Annotated in this window: 17 protein-coding genes; 11 read left to right on the top strand and 6 right to left on the bottom strand. The window is 50.9% G+C overall.

All coding sequences use genetic code 11. The features are described 5' to 3' along the window. The first annotated feature begins 3 nt into the window (after positions 1–3). A complete protein-coding gene (locus G451_RS0126400) occupies positions 4–2,793 on the top strand; it encodes a glycosyltransferase (protein ID WP_027186582.1) in 2,790 nt (929 codons plus the stop codon). Between the two features lie 140 nt (positions 2,794–2,933). Then, positions 2,934–3,371 (top strand): hypothetical protein, encoded by a 438-nt coding sequence (locus G451_RS35150; RefSeq protein WP_027186583.1) that lies wholly within the window; start codon positions 2,934–2,936, stop codon positions 3,369–3,371. Positions 3,372–3,379: 8 nt separating this feature from the next. Here the strand turns inward: G451_RS35150 and G451_RS31945 are convergent, their stop codons facing one another. Further along, entirely contained in the window at positions 3,380–3,655 is a 276-nt protein-coding gene (locus G451_RS31945) for a type II toxin-antitoxin system HicB family antitoxin (RefSeq protein ID WP_051261946.1), read from the bottom strand. A gap of 582 nt (positions 3,656–4,237) precedes the next feature. Further along, positions 4,238–4,882 carry a hypothetical protein gene (locus G451_RS0126415; protein WP_027186584.1) on the bottom strand — a complete coding sequence of 215 codons (645 nt, stop codon included), beginning with the start codon at positions 4,880–4,882 and terminating at the stop codon, positions 4,238–4,240. A gap of 134 nt (positions 4,883–5,016) precedes the next feature. Here G451_RS0126415 and G451_RS0126420 point away from each other — a divergent pair, with 134 nt between their 5' ends. The 5 genes from G451_RS0126420 (at position 5,017) to G451_RS0126440 (ending at position 14,181) form a co-directional block, all read left to right on the top strand. After that, positions 5,017–5,568: a GrpB family protein gene (locus G451_RS0126420; protein WP_027186585.1), complete on the top strand. Its 552-nt coding sequence runs from the start codon at positions 5,017–5,019 to the stop codon at positions 5,566–5,568. Between the two features lie 114 nt (positions 5,569–5,682). Continuing rightward, positions 5,683–9,186: an ATP-binding protein gene (locus tag G451_RS33480; protein WP_051261947.1), complete on the top strand. Its 3,504-nt coding sequence runs from the start codon at positions 5,683–5,685 to the stop codon at positions 9,184–9,186. Positions 9,187–9,234: 48 nt separating this feature from the next. Further along, positions 9,235–10,125: a type 2 periplasmic-binding domain-containing protein gene (locus G451_RS0126430; RefSeq protein ID WP_051261948.1), complete on the top strand. Its 891-nt coding sequence runs from the start codon at positions 9,235–9,237 to the stop codon at positions 10,123–10,125. 27 nt (positions 10,126–10,152) lie between these two features. Continuing rightward, positions 10,153–13,209 carry a hybrid sensor histidine kinase/response regulator gene (locus tag G451_RS33485; RefSeq protein WP_027186587.1) on the top strand — a complete coding sequence of 1,019 codons (3,057 nt, stop codon included), beginning with the start codon at positions 10,153–10,155 and terminating at the stop codon, positions 13,207–13,209. 42 nt (positions 13,210–13,251) lie between these two features. After that, positions 13,252–14,181 (top strand): response regulator, encoded by a 930-nt coding sequence (locus G451_RS0126440; RefSeq protein WP_027186588.1) that lies wholly within the window; start codon positions 13,252–13,254, stop codon positions 14,179–14,181. A 197-nt stretch (positions 14,182–14,378) separates the two neighbouring features. Here the strand turns inward: G451_RS0126440 and G451_RS0126445 are convergent, their stop codons facing one another. The 3 genes from G451_RS0126445 to G451_RS0126455 are packed head-to-tail and all read right to left on the bottom strand — an operon-like array spanning position 14,379 to position 17,157. Further along, positions 14,379–14,840, bottom strand: coding sequence for a hypothetical protein (locus G451_RS0126445; protein WP_027186589.1), 462 nt, complete (start codon positions 14,838–14,840; stop codon positions 14,379–14,381). Continuing rightward, entirely contained in the window at positions 14,837–16,153 is a 1,317-nt protein-coding gene (locus G451_RS0126450) for a vWA domain-containing protein (RefSeq protein ID WP_051261949.1), read from the bottom strand. Before G451_RS0126450 ends, G451_RS0126445 begins: the two co-directional genes overlap by 4 nt. 20 nt (positions 16,154–16,173) lie before the next feature. Beyond that, positions 16,174–17,157, bottom strand: a complete 984-nt coding sequence (locus G451_RS0126455) for an AAA family ATPase (RefSeq protein WP_027186591.1) — start codon at positions 17,155–17,157, stop codon at positions 16,174–16,176. A 160-nt stretch (positions 17,158–17,317) separates the two neighbouring features. Here G451_RS0126455 and G451_RS0126460 point away from each other — a divergent pair, with 160 nt between their 5' ends. From G451_RS0126460 to G451_RS0126470, 3 genes are all read left to right on the top strand, one after another. Beyond that, positions 17,318–18,442, top strand: coding sequence for a Fic family protein (locus tag G451_RS0126460; protein WP_027186592.1), 1,125 nt, complete (start codon positions 17,318–17,320; stop codon positions 18,440–18,442). Positions 18,443–18,599: 157 nt separating this feature from the next. Beyond that, positions 18,600–18,878, top strand: a complete 279-nt coding sequence (locus G451_RS0126465; RefSeq protein ID WP_027186593.1) for a type II toxin-antitoxin system TacA family antitoxin — start codon at positions 18,600–18,602, stop codon at positions 18,876–18,878. Then, positions 18,875–19,390, top strand: coding sequence for a GNAT family N-acetyltransferase (locus G451_RS0126470; protein WP_027186594.1), 516 nt, complete (start codon positions 18,875–18,877; stop codon positions 19,388–19,390). Before G451_RS0126465 ends, G451_RS0126470 begins: the two co-directional genes overlap by 4 nt. 99 nt (positions 19,391–19,489) lie before the next feature. Here the strand turns inward: G451_RS0126470 and G451_RS0126475 are convergent, their stop codons facing one another. Next, positions 19,490–19,885 carry a hypothetical protein gene (locus G451_RS0126475; RefSeq protein WP_027186595.1) on the bottom strand — a complete coding sequence of 132 codons (396 nt, stop codon included), beginning with the start codon at positions 19,883–19,885 and terminating at the stop codon, positions 19,490–19,492. Positions 19,886–20,090: 205 nt separating this feature from the next. On the opposite strand from G451_RS0126475, the gene G451_RS34755 reads away from it, so the two are divergent. Further along, the coding region (locus G451_RS34755; protein WP_034644234.1) for a hypothetical protein at positions 20,091–21,787 on the top strand (1,697 nt) is incomplete at its 3' end.

Here is a 21,787-nt window from a genome sequence, read left to right on the forward strand (position 1 = left end):
GATATGACGACTTCTAACACCTCCCCATCATTTTCACGCCCATCCGGTGTTCGCGCCGCGTGGGCGTCCTTGCCAGCCACCGTGTTCTATGTGCTCCTGGCCTGGGCCATTGTCGCGGCACTTCCCGTACGAGCCTGGAACCTCAAAACTCAGGCGCTTGTCTCCATGAGTCTCTTCGGCTTGTGGCGCTATTCCTGGCAGATATTGCATTTCATCCGGCATTGGATCTATCGCCGCCGGATGTTCCCACGACTTCGAGACGAAGCCATGGCCGTGGAAAATCCATATCCCAAACGTCTCTACATCATGGTGCCGTCCTATCAGGAAGAGCCTGAAGTGAGCCGAAAAGTCTTTACAGCACTCATCCGTGAAGCCCGTACCATCCCAAGTCAGGTTCATATTTACGCATCGGTCGGGTCAGACGAGGAAGTGCAGTTCATTAGCAACGTCATCAGACACGCGGACATTGATGAGGAGATTGAAACGGTTTTCATGCATCAGTCCGAAGGAAAACGCGTTGCCATGGGACATGCCTTGCGCGCCATAGCTCGAGACTACAATACGCTCATGTCCTGGCATCCGGATGCCGAAAATGATGTCGTCGTATTCATGGACGGGGATACATTGGTGCAACCGGGGATTTTTCAAAAAACACTCCCCTACTTCCGCTCTAACCCCAAAGTTGGTGCATTGACCACCGACAACGTCGGACAGACCGCGGATACCTCCAGCATCTTCAACGATTGGTACACCGCCAAATTCGCCCAGCGGAATCATATCTTTCATTCTCACAGCCTGTCTCGACGAGTGTTGACGGTAACCGGTCGTTTTTCGCTTTACCGAGCCGATGTCGTTGTGGATGAGGAGTTCATTCGGTTTCTCGAAGCCGACTATCTCGATCACTGGCTTTTCGGTCGATTCCGCTTTCTCATGGGCGACGACAAATCCACCTGGTATTACCTGCTCAAGAACGGCATGGAGATGCTCTACATTCCAGACGCCAAAGCCGTGGCATTGGAAACGCGACAAACGCATTTCATCAAGACAAGCATGTCGCTCATGCAACGCTGGTATGGCAATATGCTGCGCAACAATTGGCGTGCTATTCGCCTTGGCCCAAAACCCATGGGCTTTTTTATCTGGTGGTGCATTCTCGACCAACGATTCTCCACCTTTACGCCGCTTGTCGGTCCCATTTCCGTCCTGTTACTCAGTATTTTCGATTCCTGGTTTTATCTCGCCTTCTATGCGTCATGGATAATTCTTACCCGGCTCGTGCTTATGTGGTTTTATGTCATCGAAGGGATGCCTATGACCATTCTCCACATCCCGTTGACATTATATAATCAGTGGGTCGGTTCGCTCGTCAAAATATTCTGCATGCACAGTCTGTCGAAACAAACATGGGATAAAGACAACTCCACGGACACCAACGAAACGGCGGAGCAAGAAAAAACACAACGTATCCAAGTACAGAACGTCGGCGATGGGTTTGCGCGTGGTTTTGTCCGATTGACAATGCTCTCCTTCAATCTCGGAAGCCTTATCATTTTGTGTGGCATTATTTCCGGTGCGTTCATGCTGCCCACAATGTCGGAGCTGGAGTCTTACCGCTCTTTTTTCTGGCCGGAACGCCTCGCTTCAGCAGACACAAGCGCCCCTCAAGGCCAGGACGACACCGTTTCCATTACGACTGACAGTATCCAACGGATCAACGCGGCCATCGCCTCGCTTCCAGAGGGCAAAACGCTGTCCATTACCCTTCCGTCTGGGGGGATAATCCTGGACGAACCCCTTATCGTAAACAAAGATCATGTGCATATCCAAGGTGCCGGAACCCAAAAAACGCGGCTTATTTCCCACCTTACCACCGCGCAAGCCGCGGCCGCTATTCAGGTCGGCGGGCATAAAGGTCCGGTAGTCGGGCATATGGAAGGAGCCGCCAACACAGGCGATACCGTCGTCGGCATCGATAATTGGCCGAAAGACAGTCGCTATGTCTGGCTCGGTGCGCCTAATGACGACGCATTTTTCGATTCAATCGGTGATACAAACTGGCGCCAGGCCAAACCGTGGATCAGACAATTCATTGCAGATGTCATATCGACTGGCCAAGGCTATATTGTCTTGAAGCAAGGCCTTCCTGAAGCTTTTCCACCGGGAACGGAAGTTCGGGCAACACGTCTTGTGTCCGATGTCAGTCTCTCCGGATTCACCATCGAACAAGCGGTGCCGGGGCACACCATATCGGACGTTATGGGCGTATATGAAAACAGCTTTCCCGAATACGAAGTGGATGCAATACGTTTCGACTGGGCAACCCAATGCCGGATTGACGATGTTGCCATTCTCGCAGCAGGCAGTCATGCTTTGGTCTTTGAAAACAGCCGCGACATCACGGCGGATCATCTTACCATCGACGGATCATGGAACAAGGGGAAAGACGGTAACGGTTATGTCCGCTTTGCACGAGCCTATGACAACGTGCTGGAAAATTCCCGCATCGCCAACATACGTCACCTTGCCTTCCAATGGGGTGCATCGGGCAATGTGGTGAAAAACTGCACGATAGAAACCGACGTCAACTTCCACGGAGGATACAGCCAGAACAACCAGGTGCGACACTGCACCATCACCCCTCCTCCTGGCCACCCTTGGGGAAAAGTCACCACTATGCCCTCTGGCGGCGCCCACTGGGCTCCTCCGGACGGAGCAGGGAATGTGGTACTGCCTAATGGAGCTCAAGAAGAGTCGAAATCGATGCCCTTTTTGCTGCCGTACGTCATTAAGTAGTCAGAAAGTACGCCAAGATTGCTTTCGGGATTGCTCCCTCTAGATATCCCATGATGATACTCCGCAGGAGTAATCCCCCAAATGACAAAAAAATAGGATGGAGAATCTATTGAAGTGATGATGAACCACGAACACAAGGAATGCTGAATGCAAAGATACTCCCTCCTCCGGGAAAGGACTCACACCATATCTCCCCCACCGTGGTACTCAACAATTCCTTTGCAGATCGGGAGTCCCAGCCCCGAGCCTTTTGGCTTATCCGTCAGCGTATTCCCAAGTTGGCGAAACGTATCGAACATGTCATCGATTTCCTGCCCCCGAGCACCAACGCCGGTATCTTTGACACGAACAACAATATTTTCGCCTTCTACATCGGCCTGACACGATCCCTCTCCCTCCCCTTCTTTCAAAAACTTCCTGAAGCACATAAATATAACTTCATCATCGCCCTCACAAACTGGCTTCGCCTCCAGCGCAATATTTCCCGTGAGGAAGCCGCGTCGCTCCTTGAAAATGACTTCGACGCCTATCTCCAGGAATTTCTCGATACGCCTCCACCGAACGATTTAGGATCATAACCTTCCTCCTACCTCTTCCGCTCCTCCAAAAATCCCAAATCCACGTGGACGAGGGCGGGGACACCGTTGTATTTTTGGAAAGCTTCATTTTGTTTCACTTCATCCAAATCCGAGGGGTGCGGGGCTGTCTCGGCATCGCGTAAGTAATGTTCGACGGCGTCCTGGACGTTGTCCAATGCAATGTCCATGGTATCACCCGTGGTGACGAGTCCCGGCATGTCGGGAAGAATGACGATAACGCCACCCATAATGGCATCTTCTATGAGGATAGCTGGATAATACATTGCACTTCTCCAAGTGATCTATAGCACAAAACGAGGAATCATATTCTTTAGGTATATGATGTGAACTGAGTAGAGTCTCGATATGCTGCTTCAAAGTGACATATCGTAAAATAATCATTTTGTCATAAGAAAACATATCTAATAACCAATAACTTACAATTGGTTATACACAAACACATGTTCAAGCCATCACCGATTGGTTATCGAAAAAAACATAGCGTAAGCTTGCCATGCGGGCACGGAATTCCTCGTGCATCCTCTGGCATTATATGGGCTCAATGTGGCAGCGATAAAAACGGTATTCTTCGAGCGAAAGGAGCTTCTTCGTGAACAATGATGTCGGCCTGTAGACTTACCGACGCAAACCTGTTTACGGGAGCATGCTGCTCGTGCTTGATCAGCACGATGTAGTGAAATATTCGTATGAATCACAAAACATTAAACCAAGATTACGGTCAATGGAGGCGTGATTCTTCTCCACGCACAGGAATACCCTGGCTGTCTCTCAGGAGAAAGACACATGTCGTATGATCTTCGATCTGGAAGGGAGAAAGGATAATGGGGGGGGTGGGGTTTCCCCCATTATACAAAGGTGTTCAATCCGCGCAGGGATGAAAAGATCCCCGAATTGTACTGATAAATGGAAGATTCCACAGACGCGGACAAATCAGAGGCATTTTCCGTCCAATAACTGGAAAACTGCAATTGCAGATCCTGACGCAACAGGGGTCTGGAAACCTTAGTCTCCGTTTGATTCAAGGTAGCGGCAAGGACCTGAATCTTCTCGAACTGACTTGCCAGCTCGGGATTGGCCGCAAAATAGGCTTCAATGACTTCCTTGTCCTCGTCCTGAGTATATACGCTCATTTTCCCAGTCGACGGGTCTGTTTTCAGACTAAATTCGACATCTTCGGATACCCCTAAACTGAGCAATCCTTCCGTGACCGTGCCGCGAAATGCCACTTCCAGGCTCTCTTTGTATTCTTTGATACTGGAGTGGGTCACGCGACCATCATCGTCCGGGGGAACGCTGTTCAAAACATTTTTCAACCGACTCAAGGCTGAAAGACCTGTAGTCTGATTGGCCGACGCATAGCCTTGATTATTATGTGGCGAAGACTGCGAAACGGAATGCCGTTGCTGGTTGCTCCCGTCGGTATTATTTTCCCCGGTGGTCAAACCAGTGAACTGATAATTTCCGTATCCATTAATTCCGAGCAGGCTCATGGTAGTATCCCAAATGTGGTTGATGTGTACTGGGAAGATTCTTCCCTCCCAAAATCCCTCGGAATAGGATAAGCATATTCAATGCCAAAACACGCGGCATTAAACATCACCAAATCAACCAGGAACTTTTCTCAATGCCACCACCAATCAGAGTAGAACTCGTCCCTCACGATCCTCAATGGGCGTATGATGCCACGACTGAACAGGCGAAACTCCAATCGCTCATGGGGCCGTGCCTGGTGCGAGTCCATCATATCGGATCCACGTCAATTTCAGGCATCCATGCGAAACCCGTAATCGACCTTATCCCGGTAGTGACAACTTTGGACGCCCTTGATGTCCGCCAACACAATCTCGAATCCGATGGCTATGCCTGGTGGGGAGAACTCGGCTTGCCCGGTCGTCGCTATTGCACCAAAACCGATCCCGCAACGGGTCACCGTCTCGTTCAACTCCATTGCTTTGCCAACGGCTCCTCGGAAATCACACGGCACCTCGCCTTCCGAGACTATCTTCGTGCTCATGCCGTTATCGCCCACGAGTACGATCACGTTAAACACCACTGCCAACACCTCCACCCCATGAATTCACATGACTACAGTGATTGCAAAGCAACATGGATCACGCGTATCGAACAGGAGGCGCTGAGATGGTATGAAGCGCTCGATATCGAAAAGAAAAAGTAGGAATTTTCCCGGCAATGGACTTTCTTCTCGTCAAAGAGGCTGTTAAATTATAAACCTACAATGACTTTCTCCCTGTAATTCCAATCCACCGGAATGGACGATGGAAATCACGTAATGTTTCACCCAAGCCGTACACAACGTCTTTTCCTGCTGACAATTCTTACAGTCTGGATACTCCTACCAACTCTCCCGGTTAGTGCGGAAACCTCTGTTTTCCGCCCTGGACAGCAATCCCATTCTCTTTTACCCGGCATTGATATGCTGATAGATCCAAGTCATCGGCTGACTGTCCATGACATGGATGATCCGGACATTCTTCGGGGGTTTAAGCCAAACACATTGTTACGCAATCAATTCGGGTACAACGAAAGCAATTTTTGGTTCCGCTTTACCCTGCAAAACCAAACTCCGAATGACTCTTCCGCGTTACTGTTGGTCGGACGGCTACAGCACAGCCTGGTGCAGCTCTATTATAAAGATTCGGGCGGGGAATGGAGAGTCTGGAACTCGGATCACCACATGCTCCAGTGGAGAATTACTACGCTCCAAATTCCGCTTCCTCCACCAGGGGGAACCCGAAGTTATCTACTGCGTATCCACGGACAAGAAAAACCGTTGATCCTGGATTTAGATATCATTTCATACGATGGTTTTCGTCGTATGGCCTTTTTTGAAATGTTCATATTCGGGATTTATTTTGGAGCGTTGGGGCTTGTTTTCCTCGTCGGATTGACCATGGCTCTCTCCATCCAACGGTGTATCTTCTTTTTCTTCAGCCTCTATGTGTTCAGCAATGGCCTCTTTTTAGCTATGGATATCGGAATTCTGCCCATGTTCATGGGCTTACTATTCTGGCAGGAAATGCTCATTTGGCAGTCGCTGTTCTTTCTCATGCTGTTTTCCTGGTACTTTCTCAACTTGAGACGATATAAATATATCGCACATATCGTCCGCGGCATGATGGCGCTGTGTGTCATTCTGTATATTGCGTCGTATGTAACAAGGGGTGCCTGGCGGCCCATACATGAGTTGTATGCTATACCACTCATTTCATTGATCACGGCTTGTATCCTGCCGTACGCCGCCATAAAGCGATACCGCGAAGGGTTCAAGCCCGCACTGATCTATTTATGGAGTTGGCCTCCGCTGTTGGTGGGGAACTTTTTAGGTATTGCCTACCATGAAGCATGGGTCAAACCCTACGTTATTGCTGAATATAGCGTCCAAGCAGGTGCACTGCTTCAAATCCTGCTCGGGTGCTATGCCCTGGCTGGCGCCATCCGCACCCAACGCGAGAAAGATCAACTAAAATTGCTTGAAATCGAACAAGAAACCGCCTCACAGCTCGAACGCGAAGTAATAGATCGGACGCAGGAACTTGCAGCGGCGAATGAGAAACTCACGGTGAATGAAAGAAATTACCGGAACGTCTGCGAACGAGCCAATGACGGCATTGTCATTGTTCGAGACAGGCGTATTCTCTACGTGAACCCACAGATCCTCAACATGTTGAAAATTGAACGACACCAGGCGATACAGAGGGAGTTCACGAACTTTGTAGCTCCGGAAAAACGTGAGGAATTGGCCGAACGACACGATATTCGCTTCCATTACGCCGGAGATGATACACGAGCCCCTATCGGCAAATACGAAACGATTTTATTACGATCGGACGGCTCTCGCATTGAAGTGGAAATCAATTCCGGATTGACAAATTATGAGGGAGCGCCCGCCATTCTCGCCATTGTTCGAGACATTACAGAACGCAAGCGCATCTTGCAGGAATTGGAGTGGGCCAAAGAAGAAGCTGAACACGCCAACCAAGCCAAAAGTATCTTTCTGGCCACAATGAGCCATGAAATTCGTACACCCTTAAGTGCTATCATTGGTTTGGGACACCTCGCCTTGCAAACCCCTTTAACCGAACAGCAACACAACTATCTCACGAAGATAGACAGAGCCGTCAATTCTCTGCTGCGATTGCTCAATGACATTCTGGATTTCTCCAAGATTGAAGTAGACAAAATTGAACTGGAACAAACCAACTTCCATGTCCGCAACACCTTCGAGAATTTGAACTCCATTATCGGAGTTCGGGCTGATGAAAAGGGACTTACGTATTCATTTTCCGTTGATTCTTCGATTCCCACGTGTCTGTTTGGGGACGCTTTTCGCATTGAACAAGTTTTACTGAACTTGGCCAGTAATGCCATCAAGTTCACCGATAAAGGTTCTGTGTCCATCTCTATAGAACTGCTTGAAGAAACAGAGACCGATGTCACCCTGCTGTGTGTGGTACGCGATACCGGCATCGGCATGACCGCCGACCAGCTTCGACATATCTTTGACCCATTTCAACAAGCCAACGCAGCCATAGCACGAACCCGCGGCGGCACAGGCCTGGGGCTGGCGATCAGCAAACGCTTGGTGAACTTGATGCAAGGGGATCTTACAGCCAGTAGTGTCGTGGATAAGGGAAGTACTTTCAGCGTAACACTTCGATTCGGAAAGTGTAAAAACGAGCAGGAAATCCATGCTGCACTCATTCCGAATGGGCACGTCTCTGACTTGCTCCAAGGATCCAAGCTGCTCCTCGTTGAAGACAGCGAGGTCAATCTCCAAGTTGCTCGCGAATTGCTGGAACACGTCGGCATATCGGTTCATGCAGCCCGAAACGGACAAGAAGCCGTGGACTGCGTCGCCAAAGAGCATTTCGATATTGTCCTTATGGACATGCATATGCCGATCATGGACGGTATCACCGCCACACAAGAAATCCGAAAGCGTTATACTTCCGATGAATTGCCCATCATCGCCATGACGGCCAATGCCATGCACGGAGATCAACGCACGTGTTCACAGGCAGGGATGAATGCCCATATTGCCAAGCCCTTCAAGCCCCACGATCTCTACACATTACTCATCAACAACCTCCATAAAGAAGTGCCTCCTCTGCATGTCGACAATGCGCAAGACATCCCTCCGGTTCAACACGTAGAGCCCCGCATTGAAGGAATAGAGAGTGGTCCTGCTCTGTCCAAGCTCAACAATAGCATCTCGCTTTACCAGAAAATCTTGGCGCGATTTGTGTACGAACATCGCAATTCGATCGAAAAGCTTCAGCAACTCTTGCGAATCGGTGATATGACCACAGCCGAACGCCTTGCTCATACCCTCAAAGGGGGAGCGTCAATCATTGGGGCCAAAGACGTCCAGAAACATGCCTTGCTTCTGGAAGAGGCACTAAAGCACGATGAGACACACCAGATTGCTCTTCTTGTCGATAATCTTTCAGCCGCATTACGCCAGGTCTTTGTCAGTCTCGACCTCTATCTCCAGGATGACGAAACACAAGCATACGACGAAAACGGTCATACCGATCAGACCAAAACATTGTCCACGGATGAACTCGGACTGTTGATCATTGAATTGACGCAACGAATAGAGGAAGGGGAAGCAGGCCTTCAGGCGCTGATCACACCACTAAAAAACATTGCTGGATCGCCAGCACTCAACGAGGCGACACGGCTGTTGGAAAAGCACATCAACGACTATAATTTTGAAATGGCCAGAGAGGAGCTCAACATCATTGCCCGAGAGCTGGGCTTTGAAATTTAATACGGCTTCACGCTCATGCAAGGTCCAATGCTGACTATGAGGGTACCCATGAGACAGCATCGTCTTTTTTGTGCGCTGACTCTGTTGGTGTGTATCTTTATCTTCCCCGTGCGTGTACACGCGGCCTCCGGGGATACACTTGTCGTCACCATGCGCCCCTTCCGAGAAAAGGGCATCGACATCACCAAGGAATACAAAATTCAGCTTCTGGATTTGATTCTGCATAAGACCGAAGCGACCGACGGCCCTTATCGCATTGAGGTCATGCACGATGAGCAGATCCCGCAAAGCAGAGTTATAAAACTGATCGACAGCGGGAAACTCACGCTTATCGCAACCATGACCTCACGCGAACGTGAAGAACAGCTTTTACCCATACGCATCCCTATTTATCGAGGACTCTTTGGGTATCGGATTTTCATCATCCGGCGTTCCGACCTGGACAAATTCGCGGCGATACATACGGCAGACGAACTCAAGGCACTCTGGGCTGGCCAGGGACATGATTGGCCGGACACAAAAATTCTTCGAGCCAACGGCTATCATGTGACCACGAGTGCGGATTATCGCGGATTGTTCAGCATGCTTGAAAAAGGACGATTCGATTATTTCCCTCGCGCTGTCAGTGAACCCTGGCGCGAAATTGAGGCGGAAAAGACACGCGATATCGTGGTGGAACCCACCTTGATTCTCCATTACTACGCACCGGAGTATTTCTTTGTCTCCAAAACGAATACGAAACTTGCGGACCGCATACGCCGTGGATTCGAAATTATTTTAAATGATGGCTCATCTGAGACGTTATTCAACACGCATTGGTACATTCAGAACACATTACAGAAGGCGAAAATAGCTGAACGAACAACGTTTTACCTGGAGAATCCGTTCCTGACTCCGCAGACGCCTTTGGACAGAAAAGAGCTGTGGTATCAGCCATAAGGCTCCTCAAAAAAAGTATCGGTCGTCATGAAGCACTCTGCAACACCTTTGGTCCCGATACGGCATTCGCTGGCCATACAACTTTTGACTGTGGTGCTTACCGCATACGTCATTCTTGTGGTTGGCATGACCTCGGCCCAAGTTGCTGCACAATACATCCATGTAAAAAACGAGATTCTGCACGAGTTGGAAATCCTGGAAACAACGCTGAAACCAGGATTGCGTCAGGCTCTCTGGGAGATGAATACACCACAAATCCGATCGATCATGATCGGTGCGGCTCAACTTCCGGTCATGGTCGGTACGGTCATCGAAGACTCATCCGGAAATGTTATTTTCAGAGTTGGTACCGTTCGGGACCACCAGAGTGTTCTTGACGTGAAGGAAGACGGGACATCCCAAAAAAACTCATCGTCTTTCACCCTCTTTCATCGTTCTTTTACCATGCATTACACCCGCGGCAACCAGGATTTTGAAATTGGTCGGGTGACTTTGTTCACCAGCTCGGGCGTCGTGATGAATCGCCTGCGGTTTGGCGTATCTCTTTTAATCGTCAGCGCACTTGTTCGACTGATCATCATAGGAGGATTGTTTCTTTGGATATTTCGACAAATATTGAGTCGCCCCCTGGCAAAATTTACGCAGGCTGCGCAACATTTAAGCATGGAAAATCTGGAAAAAGCCAATGTCCACATCCGAACCAAGGGGAGAAATGAGCTGAAAGTCTTGGAAGAGGCGTTCAATTCCATGGTGCAAAATCTGCTTCTTTCCCGTGAAAATCTTCATGAGCTGAATCAATCCCTTGAGCTGCGTGTGAAAGAGCGCACGGAAGAACTCTCGGAAGCCAATACACGCCTCAGGACAGAAATTGAGGACCGCAAACGGACCCAACAGGCTTTGGAAGAATCGGAATCCGAAATGCGCGCTCTCTTTGCCAGCATGAACGATGTCATCATGCTGATGGATAAGGATGGACGATATTTGAAGATTGTTCCGACGTCTCAGGACCTCTTATACCGTCCCCCCAAAGAACTCCTCGGCAAAACCGTCCATGATGTTTTTTCCCCAGAGCAGGCTGATGATTTTCATCATTCTATTCAAAACAGCTTAAGCAAACGCCACATCGAAAAGATGGTGTACAGCCTTTCTCTTGAAGGAAAGGATGTATGGTTTGAAGGGACGATTTCACCGGTCTCGCACAACACCGTTTTGTTTGTGGCTCGGGATATCACCGAACGCATTATCGTTGAAAAACGTCTGCATAGAGCCAAAGAGGCCGCCGAGGCCGCCAACAAGGCCAAAAGTGAATTTTTAGCGAACATGAGTCATGAAGTTCGCACGCCTATCAATGCCATCATTGGCTTGAACCATTTGGCCCTGCAAACGGAATTATCTGCGAAACAACGTGAATACTTGCTGAAGATTGAGAATTCCGCTGGCGTTCTCATGCGCTTGATTGACGATATCCTCGACTTCTCTCATATCGAAGCATACCAATTCGAATTGGAACATCACAAATTTTCTCTTCGCGAGATCATGACGCAATCCAGTGAAATTATTGCCTCCCAGTGCAAAAAGAAAGGTCTGGAATTTAATCTTGCTATCGATGAATCCATCCACGATCGGCTCACTGGGGATGTCTTCAGACTCCGCCAGGTCATGCTCAATTTGGCTTCCAACGCCGTTAAATTCACACAGAAAGGCTCCGTCTCTCTCATCGTGACGCAAGAAACGGAAACACGGCGTCACGTCACTCTGAGATGTTGCATACAGGACACCGGAATCGGCATCAGTGAAGACCAACGGGCCCAACTCTTTCAGCCCTTTCACCAAGCCGATGCCTCGTTTTCCCGAGCGTACGGTGGCACAGGCCTCGGGCTCGTTCTGAGCAAGAGTCTCGTTGAATTGATGGATGGCGAAATCACGGTCAAGAGCACATTGGGCATGGGAAGCACATTTATTTTCACCACCCGCTTTGAAAAAAGCGACATGCTTGAACCCGAGATGCTTCCCAATATCCCTATAGAGCAATTTCATTCTGTATTGAACGGCTTCCGTGTGTTGCTTGTCGAAGATAATGCCGTCAACCTGGAGGTCGCCAGCGAACTGCTCCAACAGGTCGGCATCAACGTGACGCCGGCCCGCAACGGCAATGAAGCGGTGGAGTACGCCACGAACGGCACATTCGATGCCATTTTGATGGATCTCCAAATGCCGGTTATGGATGGACTGACGGCGTCTTTGGAAATTCGTGACCGGCTAGGCGATACCACCCCTCCCATCATTGCCATGACAGCCAATGCGATGCCTTCCGATCGCAGGAAATGCTTGGATGCCGGTATGAATGATCACATCTCCAAGCCCATTGCGTCGTACGCATTGTATGCACTCTTGGTACGATGGCTCAAACCCGATGCCACATTTTCCGTCTCCTCTGCCCTACCACCGGAATCGGATGATGTTCTACACTTTCCCTCGATAGAGGGTTTGGATACAGCCCAAGGCCTCAGGAACGTCAATGGCAATACCGAGCTGTACAAACGCGTTCTCCTCACCACCCTGCGCGAGCATCGCAACGTGACGAACACGGTAGACCATCTGCTCATGCGCGGAGACATTCACTCCGCTCGCCGTCTCGTCCACTCACTCAAAAGCGTTGCCGGGACTATTGGGGCCGAAAAACTGCGCGAGGCAAGCATCATTCTGGAAATCGTTTTACACGCCGGCACGGCGAATTCCAGTGCGCTCCTTGCGGAATGGACATCGGAAGTTCATCGCGTCATAAACGCTTTAGAACGTTTTACGCAAAAATCTTCCCCCGTGCTTCACGATGCGCAAGAAAAGACATCAACGAATGTCCCGCCGAATACAGAGGAGCTGAAACACCTCGTCACCGAGCTTGAAATGCTCATTCTCGAAGGGGACACCGCTGCACTCGATATTGTTGAAAAACTCAACCTCATGCTGCAGGCATCGGACGTGTCACATGACATCGAGACATTGAAGAATTTGTTGCACGAATATGAATTTGAGAAGGCACGGGAAACCTTGCTCAATGTGATGCATGCACTTAAACTCGACTAAATTAAAGCTGTTCATTGTGGATATAGGATTAATGGAGACCACATGCCCGACCGCGAACATCGGCCCAAAATACTCATTGTCGATGACGAAAAGACCAATATCGATGTCATCGTCGGCTTGCTGAACACCCAGTACAAAACCGTTGTTGCGCTCAACGGCGAGCAAGCGTTGAAACGCCTTGAACGTCCACCATTACCGGACCTTATTCTTTTGGATATCATGATGCCGGGAATGGACGGGTATGAAGTCTGCCGGCTCATCAAAGAAAATCCCACAACGCGCCATATTCCCGTTATATTTATCACCGGGAAAAGCGACGAACAGGATGAAGCCAAGGGATTTCAAGCCGGGGCTGTGGATTACATCACCAAGCCATTCAGCCCCATTATTGGCATGGCACGCGTCAACACCCATATCGAGCTCAAACGCCGTGGCGACATGCTGGAAAAGCTTGCCGGATTAGATGGTCTGACCGGCATTCCGAATCGTAGACGATTCAATGAATACCTTGAAGCAGAATGGAAACGGGCATATCGCCACCACACCCCATTATCCCTCTTGTTGCTCGATATCGACTACTTCAAACTCTACAACGACTACTACGGCCATTTGAAGGGAGACGGAGCCCTTAAAAGAATTGCCGAAGTTCTTTCAAGAACAATGCTCCGCCAAGAAGATCTCGCAGCCAGATACGGCGGCGAAGAGTTCGCTTGTATCCTTCCTCAAACACGCTCAGAGGGAGCAACTCTTCTCGCGCAAAAAATCCTGGACGACATCCGCGAACTGAAAATTCCTCATCAACTATCAGAAGTTGCTGAACACGTTACCGTCAGCATCGGTATCAGCAGCCCCGACGTGACCAATCTTCCATCCCCTCACGATCTTGTCGATCAAGCCGATAATGCGCTCTATCAGGCAAAACATGCGGGAAGAAACCGATACGCCCTGTTCACTCCGAACAAATCGGATTGAGCGGAATTCCGGGATATCGTCACGATGCGTTGAAGCGATGCATGCGTTGTCGTGTGCATGACCTCATATAAATTCCTGTATATATTGCACCCCGCTAAAGTTTTTGAAGAGGGGATGGGGTCTGGGGAAGGGGAGAAACTTTTTCCAAAAAGTTTCTCCCCTTCCCCAGCCGCCGGAGGCACCTCTCCTCCCAATACTTACCGCCTTACTGCTTGCAAAACACGCGAGGCTGCCACGGCAAAGGCGATATTTCGCTTTGTGCTTGTGCTTGTTTCAAGCATTCCTTGTTCGCTTATCGGTGAACTTTCGGATGCCAGGAGGAGTGCTTCTTCAAAGGCGATACGTAACTTGAGAAACGACGACTCAATTTCCGGATAGGTATTATTCTCGCGCCAGGGCAGTTTGATGCGTTCATCATACTGACCGACTTTGTGCGATGGCGTCATGAGCGAATAATATTCTTTCGGCTCCCAGTCGCTTCGTTCGTTCTGCTCCGGCCAGCAGTGCATCCAGCCGGTGTCCGGGGGTTTGGGAATGGTACTTTCCACCCGCACAGACGAAACGGCCAGTTCTCGCTCATGTTCCGTCAGAGTAATGGTGTAGTGCAAGGTGGGGCGATAATTGCCGCGTTTTTTGATAATTTTCCATGAAATATTCATAGGCTCGACTCCATGATCACAACCTCCCCGAAGGGAGGCGGTGTGTGGTCTTTGTTCGCTGTCACCCATAACACCGGGTACGGCGGTTCCTCGGGAAATCCAAGGCTGTTCAAATCCGTGAAATACACCACACAGGCAGGGAGAATACCGTCTTGATCCAACCGATCGAACGGAGGACGAAAACTCGTTCCTCCTCCGCCCTTGGCCCGAAAATTTAAAGGAAGGTCCCACCGCCCAAGCCGTTCTTGCGACGTCACCTGCGCATCACAGGTGAAGACCGTCATCTCGCTCTCGAACGCTTCCAACATAGCTGAAAGCTCGGCGGCAAACGCGTCAAGGTCCGGTTGTGTAATACTTCCCGAAACATCCACGGCAACAGCGATCTCAGACAGTTCCCGGCTGTGCAGTCCGGGGAGGTACAATCCCGCATGCAAATACCGTCTGTTGGGCCGCACCCAAGAAAAATCATTGCGTGCCGCATCATCCAGAAATTGCCGTAACAATTCCTGCCAGCACAACCGCGGGCTGAGGATATCGGCAACAAGACGCTCCAGCCCCGCGGGCAGATCACCGGCTTCACGGGATGCGTTCACCGCCTGGGCAAGGGCCGCACGCCAAGACGTTTCGTCCTGTTCAACCATGGAACTCTCGACATCACCATCACCGTTGTCATTGGTAGCGGCATCGCGCACTTCACCGATGAGCCCGGAACCATCACCATGTTCTTGGGCAACGTTACCTTCTTCGCTGAACGTGCCTGAAGCACTGGAGGATGAATCCGCGTGCGCATCGCTGTCTTGCCCAACGGACGTGCTGGCGTCGTCGTCCTGGGTGGTCCCTCCGGACGAACTCCCGGAACCCTCGATGTCCTGGGTTGTCTCTTTGTCTTCGTCGGCTCCGTCCGTGGCACCGGCTTTGTTTTCTTCGTGACGGGTGATGAGATGACGATAAATGGCATCGGCGCTTTTCCCCTCGTAGGCTGCATCGTGCAAGAATCCACTGGGCAACTCAACGCCAGCTTCGATCAGTAGCGGATTGATGGCATAATCGCAGGCCTTGTTCCATAACGTTGTATCGCGATCCCCCCGACGCAAATGATGCAAGCAGGCACAATGCAACACCTCGTGGCATTGCACCCCGCGCACCTTCTCCAGCGGCAACGCATTGATATATGCGGGATTGTAGGCCAGGACGTTGCCGTCGGTCCATGCGTTCCGACATGTTGTGTCTTCACGCAAGGTGAGCCGCAGGGCCAAACTGGCAAAAAAAGGATGATTCAACACGAGATCGCTTCTCGCCTTGATCATTTTCATACGTGCGTTCGTATCCATCGCTACACAAGAACATCGCTATTGGCACAAGCCCAGCCCTTGAACGCCTCGGTTTCCACAATGTCGGGTTCGACAAACGCGGCTTCGCGCATCAGCAACACACTGAATTCAACGGGTAAGCGCGAGGCAAACCGAGCAATATCCGGCATGGTCGCGCAGGAGGCTTCCCGTGAGACGGCCTCGCACAGAGCAAGCACCACGGCAGGATCGTCGGGAAGAGGAACCGTTTCCGGATTTGCCATCACTTCGTTGGGGGTCGGCATGCTATCGCAAATGCGCAAAAACTCCATGCACTCGGCGGCGGCCCCCTGCCCGACCGCGCCGCTAATCAGCGCGGACAAGATGTTCACATCCGAAGGAACACTCACGATGTGAGAAACAAATGCCCACGAACGCGGTGTCGGAAACGCCTTTGCATTCGCCTTCGGATCAAAAGCATGCAACAGCTTCGGACGAAAACGCAGAAACGCACGGATACGCGGATCTACTCCGTTATGCTTGGCCCAAACCAACCAGTCGTCAATATCGGGTTCCACGTCGAGATGGACCATTCTGTTGGCAAGGGCGGACGGCATGCGATGCGTGACTGCTCGATCGGATTCACGATTGCCCGCGGCAATCACGGTCCACCCATCCGGCAAAATGTACTCCCCGAGGCGACGATCAAGAATAAGCTGGTAGCAGGCCGCTTGAACAAGTGGTGGAGCGGTGTTGAGTTCGTCGAGAAACAACACGCCCTGCCCGCGCTTGGGGAGAAACGACGGCGGCCGCCACACGGTTTCCCCCGCCTCATTGAATGCCGGCACGCCACGCAAATCCACCGGATCAAGTAAGACGGCGCGAATATCCACCAGGTCCAACCCCTTACGAGCCGCGACCTGTGCCACCACCTGACTCTTCCCCACCCCAGGCGGCCCCCACAAGAACGTGGGCTGGCGCAGTTCCAACAAGACTCCCAAAGCCTTCTCTATAGCTGACGGTTGCATCTCTTTTGCCTCCCGTTTTTGAGGAGGATTTATTGAAATTGATTATCATTGTCAACACAAAAACTTGGAGAGCAAACCCAGCGAAGAAACAATTTTTCTTGAATGTGAAACAATTTCACTCCATAATCGCTTCATATTATGAAGCGATTATGGAGGATATATGCCTCAATATGTCTGGCAACACCGTCATTGGCCGCAATTGACGTGGGATTCTGATACGTTGTTGCAGCCTTTGGCACACGTTCGAAAAATCCAAGGTCGATTTCTCGGAACCATTGCCTCTCTTGATGTTGACGAAGGCTTACGGGCATCGGCGCTTGCCGTTGAGGAAGACGCCATGCAAACAGCGGCAATTGAAGGAGAAACGTTGGACAGAGAAGGCGTTCGCTCGTCTATTGCCCTCCATCTTGGTTTGCCATACACCGGACTACGCCCAGCAGACAGAGCGGTCGACGGGCTTGTCCAAGTGTTGCTTGATGCCACGCGCAATTATGATGATCCACTCACAGAAGAGCGGCTTTTCGGTTGGCATGCAGCCCTTTTTCCAACTGCACATTCCGGCCTTCAACGCATTCGTGTTTCGGCGTGGCGCAACACGCCCATGGCGGTCGTCTCCGGACCATTCGGGAAGCAACGTGTGCATTATGAGGCTCCTCCAGCAGATGGGCTTCCCGAGGACATGCGACAGTTCCTCACCTGGTGGACCACAAGCCGAAACACGCTCGACGGTATCATTCGCGCCGCACTGGCACATCTCCATTTTATTACACTCCACCCCTTCGACGATGGAAATGGTCGATTAGCACGAAGCCTTGCCGATATGGCACTCGCGCAAGATGAAAAGACTGGAATGCGTTTCTACAGTCTCTCCGCCCAAATCATGAAAGAACGTCATACCTATTACGACATCCTGGAGCGTACGCAAAAAGGAAACGGTGATTGCACGGAATGGCTCATCTGGTTTTTCGGCAGTCTGGAACGTGCCATAGAAACCACCGGCGAAGTGCTGAACACCATCTTGCTCAAAGCAAAATTCTGGAAGTGCCACACCGAGGTCATTCTCAACGAACGACAAAAGAAAGTCCTCAACCGCCTCCTCGACGCCGGACCCGGCAAATTCGAAGGCGGCCTGACCACGAAAAAATACATGCGAATGACCAAAACGTCCCGCTCCACTGCCTGGAGAGAAATCGATGATATGCTCCACAAGGGACTGCTCGAAGCATTACCCGGCGGAGGAAGAAGTACGGCCTACGCTGTGGTATGGGGGACTTCGGTCGGGTGAAGGGGGTGTGAATAGAGGTCGACGGAGTGAGACGAACGAAAATTCTGCAGCATCTCAACTTGCCCATTGACTCTTCTCGTGTGGGGGCTATGTTTCTAGTGTCCGGACATTGTCCACCAAACAACACGAATCGTGGAACTCTATGAGGAGCATTACCATGCCTCTGAGAACCGAACCCAAGTCGGAACTTATAGACATTCGCACGACGGCGCATGTCAAACGCCTATTGCAGGAGGCCGCCGCCGCCAAAAGCAAGACGGTGACGGAATTTATTTTAGATGTCGCTCTTGCCGAAGCAACCGAAATTGTGACGGAACAGCGGTTGTTTCAATTGAAAGATACGGAATGGACAGCATTTCAAACGGCTCTCGATGCCCCGACGACCTCGAAACCTCGTCTTGAAGCGCTCCTCAACGAACCGAGTGTCTTCGAGTGAAGGTAACGGCCCCTCTCTCGCCGATCAAAAAGTTGTGCAAAACGCACGACACAGGACCATTTGACTGTGGATACGAAGAATTCAATCGATATCTGAAACGCTATGCTCTCGCCAGCCAACAAGCCCATAGCGCCCAAACCTATGTTGCCACCCGCGGAGATCTCGTGGTGGGCTACTACAGCTTGGCTGTCGGCGGCGTGGAACACCGCACGGTTCCGGAACGCGTCGCAAAGGGGCTTGCCCGCCACCTCGTCCCGGTGATGGTCTTGGCCCGTCTCGCCGTGGATGTGCGAGAACAAAGGCATGGCCTAGGAAAAGGCCTCCTCAAAGACGCTCTTCTCCGCACAATCCAAGCCGCAGATATCGCCGGAATACGCGCCCTCTTTGTCGTTGCCAAAGATGACGCAGCAAAAGCCTTTTACGAACACTTCAACTTCGACCCAAGCCCAACTGATCCCTATCGTCTTTTTCTGGTGATGAAAGATTTGAAGACGTATCTTCGGCGGGAGTGAAGGAAAAGCTATAACGACACTGCGCCTCGACCGTCACCAGCGAGGAAAACGTCGTTCCTTTGAGGTGCTGTGAACATCCCAAGCCTCAAGACTTTGCTCTCAGCCAACGCGATTGCCGTTCCCGACGATTTGATTGATTGTGTTGTTGATACCGTTGGCAGTGGCGTTTTGGTGAATGGAATTATCCATCATTTGAGTATGCCCAGCGAAAAGCTGTTGAAGTTCAGCCAAGAACGCAGCGTCTTTCAAGAGAAAGACAAGGCGATCTTGTACGCTCTGTTGGGCTTGCGTATCATCGGGTTTCTGTTTGAGACCTTCCAATTCTTTGACGGCCGACTCCCCATCCTTCTTGAAACGAGCGGCAACCGTGTCCCACACGGTTTTGACGAGAGCTGTCGATGCTCCTTTCAGCTTTGTTTTCAACGCATCAAGCGCCCCGGTTTGAGCCGCAACAAGACACGGCATCGTCCACTCTACAAGCGCGTTGATATCCATAATGTTCTCCTTAAAAATGGCATTTTGTATAGACAGTATACTATACGAGAAATATGCCACTTCCACAACGGGAGCATATCGCGTGCCACCCTATTCTTCTCTTCAGCATGCGCTTTTTTCACACATCAAACACGTTGCTAAGGCTACGCGCATTCTGTCATAAGAATCGGAAACACAGAACCGAAGCCCAGACAAGGCCATACGCATGACAGATCACTCGACTTCCGTTTCCCACACGCAAACTGCGACGGCTGGCGGAGGGGCTACAATTATTCAAATCTTCGGGGACAACAATAGCGTGTCCGGTCCCAAGCCGGTCTTGCATGTCCATGCCCCTTCCCCCGAACCACCATCGCCGCAAAGTCTGGAACAGGACGTCAACACGGCGGCAATGTTGCAACCGGGACAAGAATCAACCGCGTTTATCGGACGCAATGATCTCATCGACGGTTTTCAGCATTGGGCAACAACGCACCATGCAGACAAACCGGTCTCAGTCCGGGTTCTTCATGGCAAGGCTGGGGTGGGCAAAACGCGCTTTGGGTTGGAATTGTGTCGACGATTGAACGCAACCGCATGGCCAACGAATGGACACGAGTCTTCGCTTGCGTGGAAAGCCGGATTTGTCAGCAGTGATGAAGCAATCCGCTTCATGAACCAGACCAACTTGGTCGATTGGGGATGGAATACACCAACCCTTCTTGTGTTCGACTACGCTTTGACCATGGCGGACGTACTGAAGAAGTGGCTGGCCCAACTCTGCACGGTGAGAACGTCCCGTTTTCCACTTCGTATTATCTTGCTCGAACGCCATGCGGATAAAGACAGCGGTTGGCTGGAGCGAGTCTTTGCGTCGGGATTCATCGGAATTGCGCCACACGGACCAAGCGCTCTCCTCGACACCGCCCCCATTCGTCTTCCCGGACTCAACGACATCACCGCCCAACGCGCCATTCTGCAAGCGATGCTTGACCGACTGAGGAGCACGGTTTCGTTGCCAGCAGATGATGACACCCTCAAAACTATACTCCACAAGACCGACTGGACCGCAGCCCCTCTCTATCTCATGATGGCGGCCATGGTCATGCATGAACAGGGCGGTTTGCACCATATTTTGAGTCTACGACGCACGGATTTGGCGATGAAGATTGCTGAACACGAGCGAAAACGCTTCACTCATGGCCTGCATGAAGAGTCCGCCTCAACCACGTTCCTGTGCCATATCGCCGCGTTTGCTACATTATGCGGTGGTATAGCGAGCGAGCATGTCAAACACATCATCCAGCAAGAAAAAGAACAGCTTGTTTTTGATTCCGTGGATACGGCGATGCTTACCACGCACATCAAACAGATACTTCCAGGAGAAGATAACGGCATCGCTCCCATCCAACCTGATATTGTCGGAGAAGCGTTTGTGCTCTGCAATTTGGCAAATCATGATGAAACCGGAAGCACGAAGGCTGCGATCAGTGCCTTTGATTACGCCCCACGCGCAACGGCCGTCAGTCTGATCCGAACAATTCAAGATTTTGCCTCGACGACAGGAGGAACTCCGCCACAAGAACAAACACGTGCTCTTCATTGGATAGAAGCCGTGGGCAATCGCGAAGATTTGCCACTCCCCATGTTACAAGAGCTGGTTGCATCTTTACCAGATGATACCCATGCTCTGCGAGTCCAGGCGGCAGCATGGCAAGAACGCATCGTCAAACACGTACAATTGGTCACGCCCAACCCTGCTCGCGGCTGGTTAAGGCGTCTGCTCACATTGTTCAGAAAGAAAAATAGAAACGAAATTTTATCACAGGCTGAATTCGCAAGAAATCTCCAGAATCTAGCCGTACGATACGGCGACCTCGGCCGACACCAACAGGCCTTGGAGGCCAGTGAAGAAGCCGTCAC

The organism is Desulfovibrio inopinatus DSM 10711, from assembly GCF_000429305.1.
In the GTDB taxonomy this organism is placed as follows: Bacteria; Desulfobacterota; Desulfovibrionia; order Desulfovibrionales; family Desulfovibrionaceae; genus Alteridesulfovibrio; species Alteridesulfovibrio inopinatus.

Coding starts and splice junctions, on each gene's coding strand:
- G451_RS0126400 (WP_027186582.1), top strand. CDS start 4: ATGACGACTTCTAACACCTCCCCATCATTTTCACGCCCATCCGGTGTT.
- G451_RS35150 (WP_027186583.1), top strand. CDS start 2,934: ATGCTGAATGCAAAGATACTCCCTCCTCCGGGAAAGGACTCACACCAT.
- G451_RS31945 (WP_051261946.1), bottom strand. CDS start 3,655: ATGTATTATCCAGCTATCCTCATAGAAGATGCCATTATGGGTGGCGTT.
- G451_RS0126415 (WP_027186584.1), bottom strand. CDS start 4,882: ATGAGCCTGCTCGGAATTAATGGATACGGAAATTATCAGTTCACTGGT.
- G451_RS0126420 (WP_027186585.1), top strand. CDS start 5,017: ATGCCACCACCAATCAGAGTAGAACTCGTCCCTCACGATCCTCAATGG.
- G451_RS33480 (WP_051261947.1), top strand. CDS start 5,683: ATGTTTCACCCAAGCCGTACACAACGTCTTTTCCTGCTGACAATTCTT.
- G451_RS0126430 (WP_051261948.1), top strand. CDS start 9,235: ATGAGACAGCATCGTCTTTTTTGTGCGCTGACTCTGTTGGTGTGTATC.
- G451_RS33485 (WP_027186587.1), top strand. CDS start 10,153: ATGAAGCACTCTGCAACACCTTTGGTCCCGATACGGCATTCGCTGGCC.
- G451_RS0126440 (WP_027186588.1), top strand. CDS start 13,252: ATGCCCGACCGCGAACATCGGCCCAAAATACTCATTGTCGATGACGAA.
- G451_RS0126445 (WP_027186589.1), bottom strand. CDS start 14,840: ATGAATATTTCATGGAAAATTATCAAAAAACGCGGCAATTATCGCCCC.
- G451_RS0126450 (WP_051261949.1), bottom strand. CDS start 16,153: ATGAAAATGATCAAGGCGAGAAGCGATCTCGTGTTGAATCATCCTTTT.
- G451_RS0126455 (WP_027186591.1), bottom strand. CDS start 17,157: ATGCAACCGTCAGCTATAGAGAAGGCTTTGGGAGTCTTGTTGGAACTG.
- G451_RS0126460 (WP_027186592.1), top strand. CDS start 17,318: ATGCCTCAATATGTCTGGCAACACCGTCATTGGCCGCAATTGACGTGG.
- G451_RS0126465 (WP_027186593.1), top strand. CDS start 18,600: ATGCCTCTGAGAACCGAACCCAAGTCGGAACTTATAGACATTCGCACG.
- G451_RS0126475 (WP_027186595.1), bottom strand. CDS start 19,885: ATGGATATCAACGCGCTTGTAGAGTGGACGATGCCGTGTCTTGTTGCG.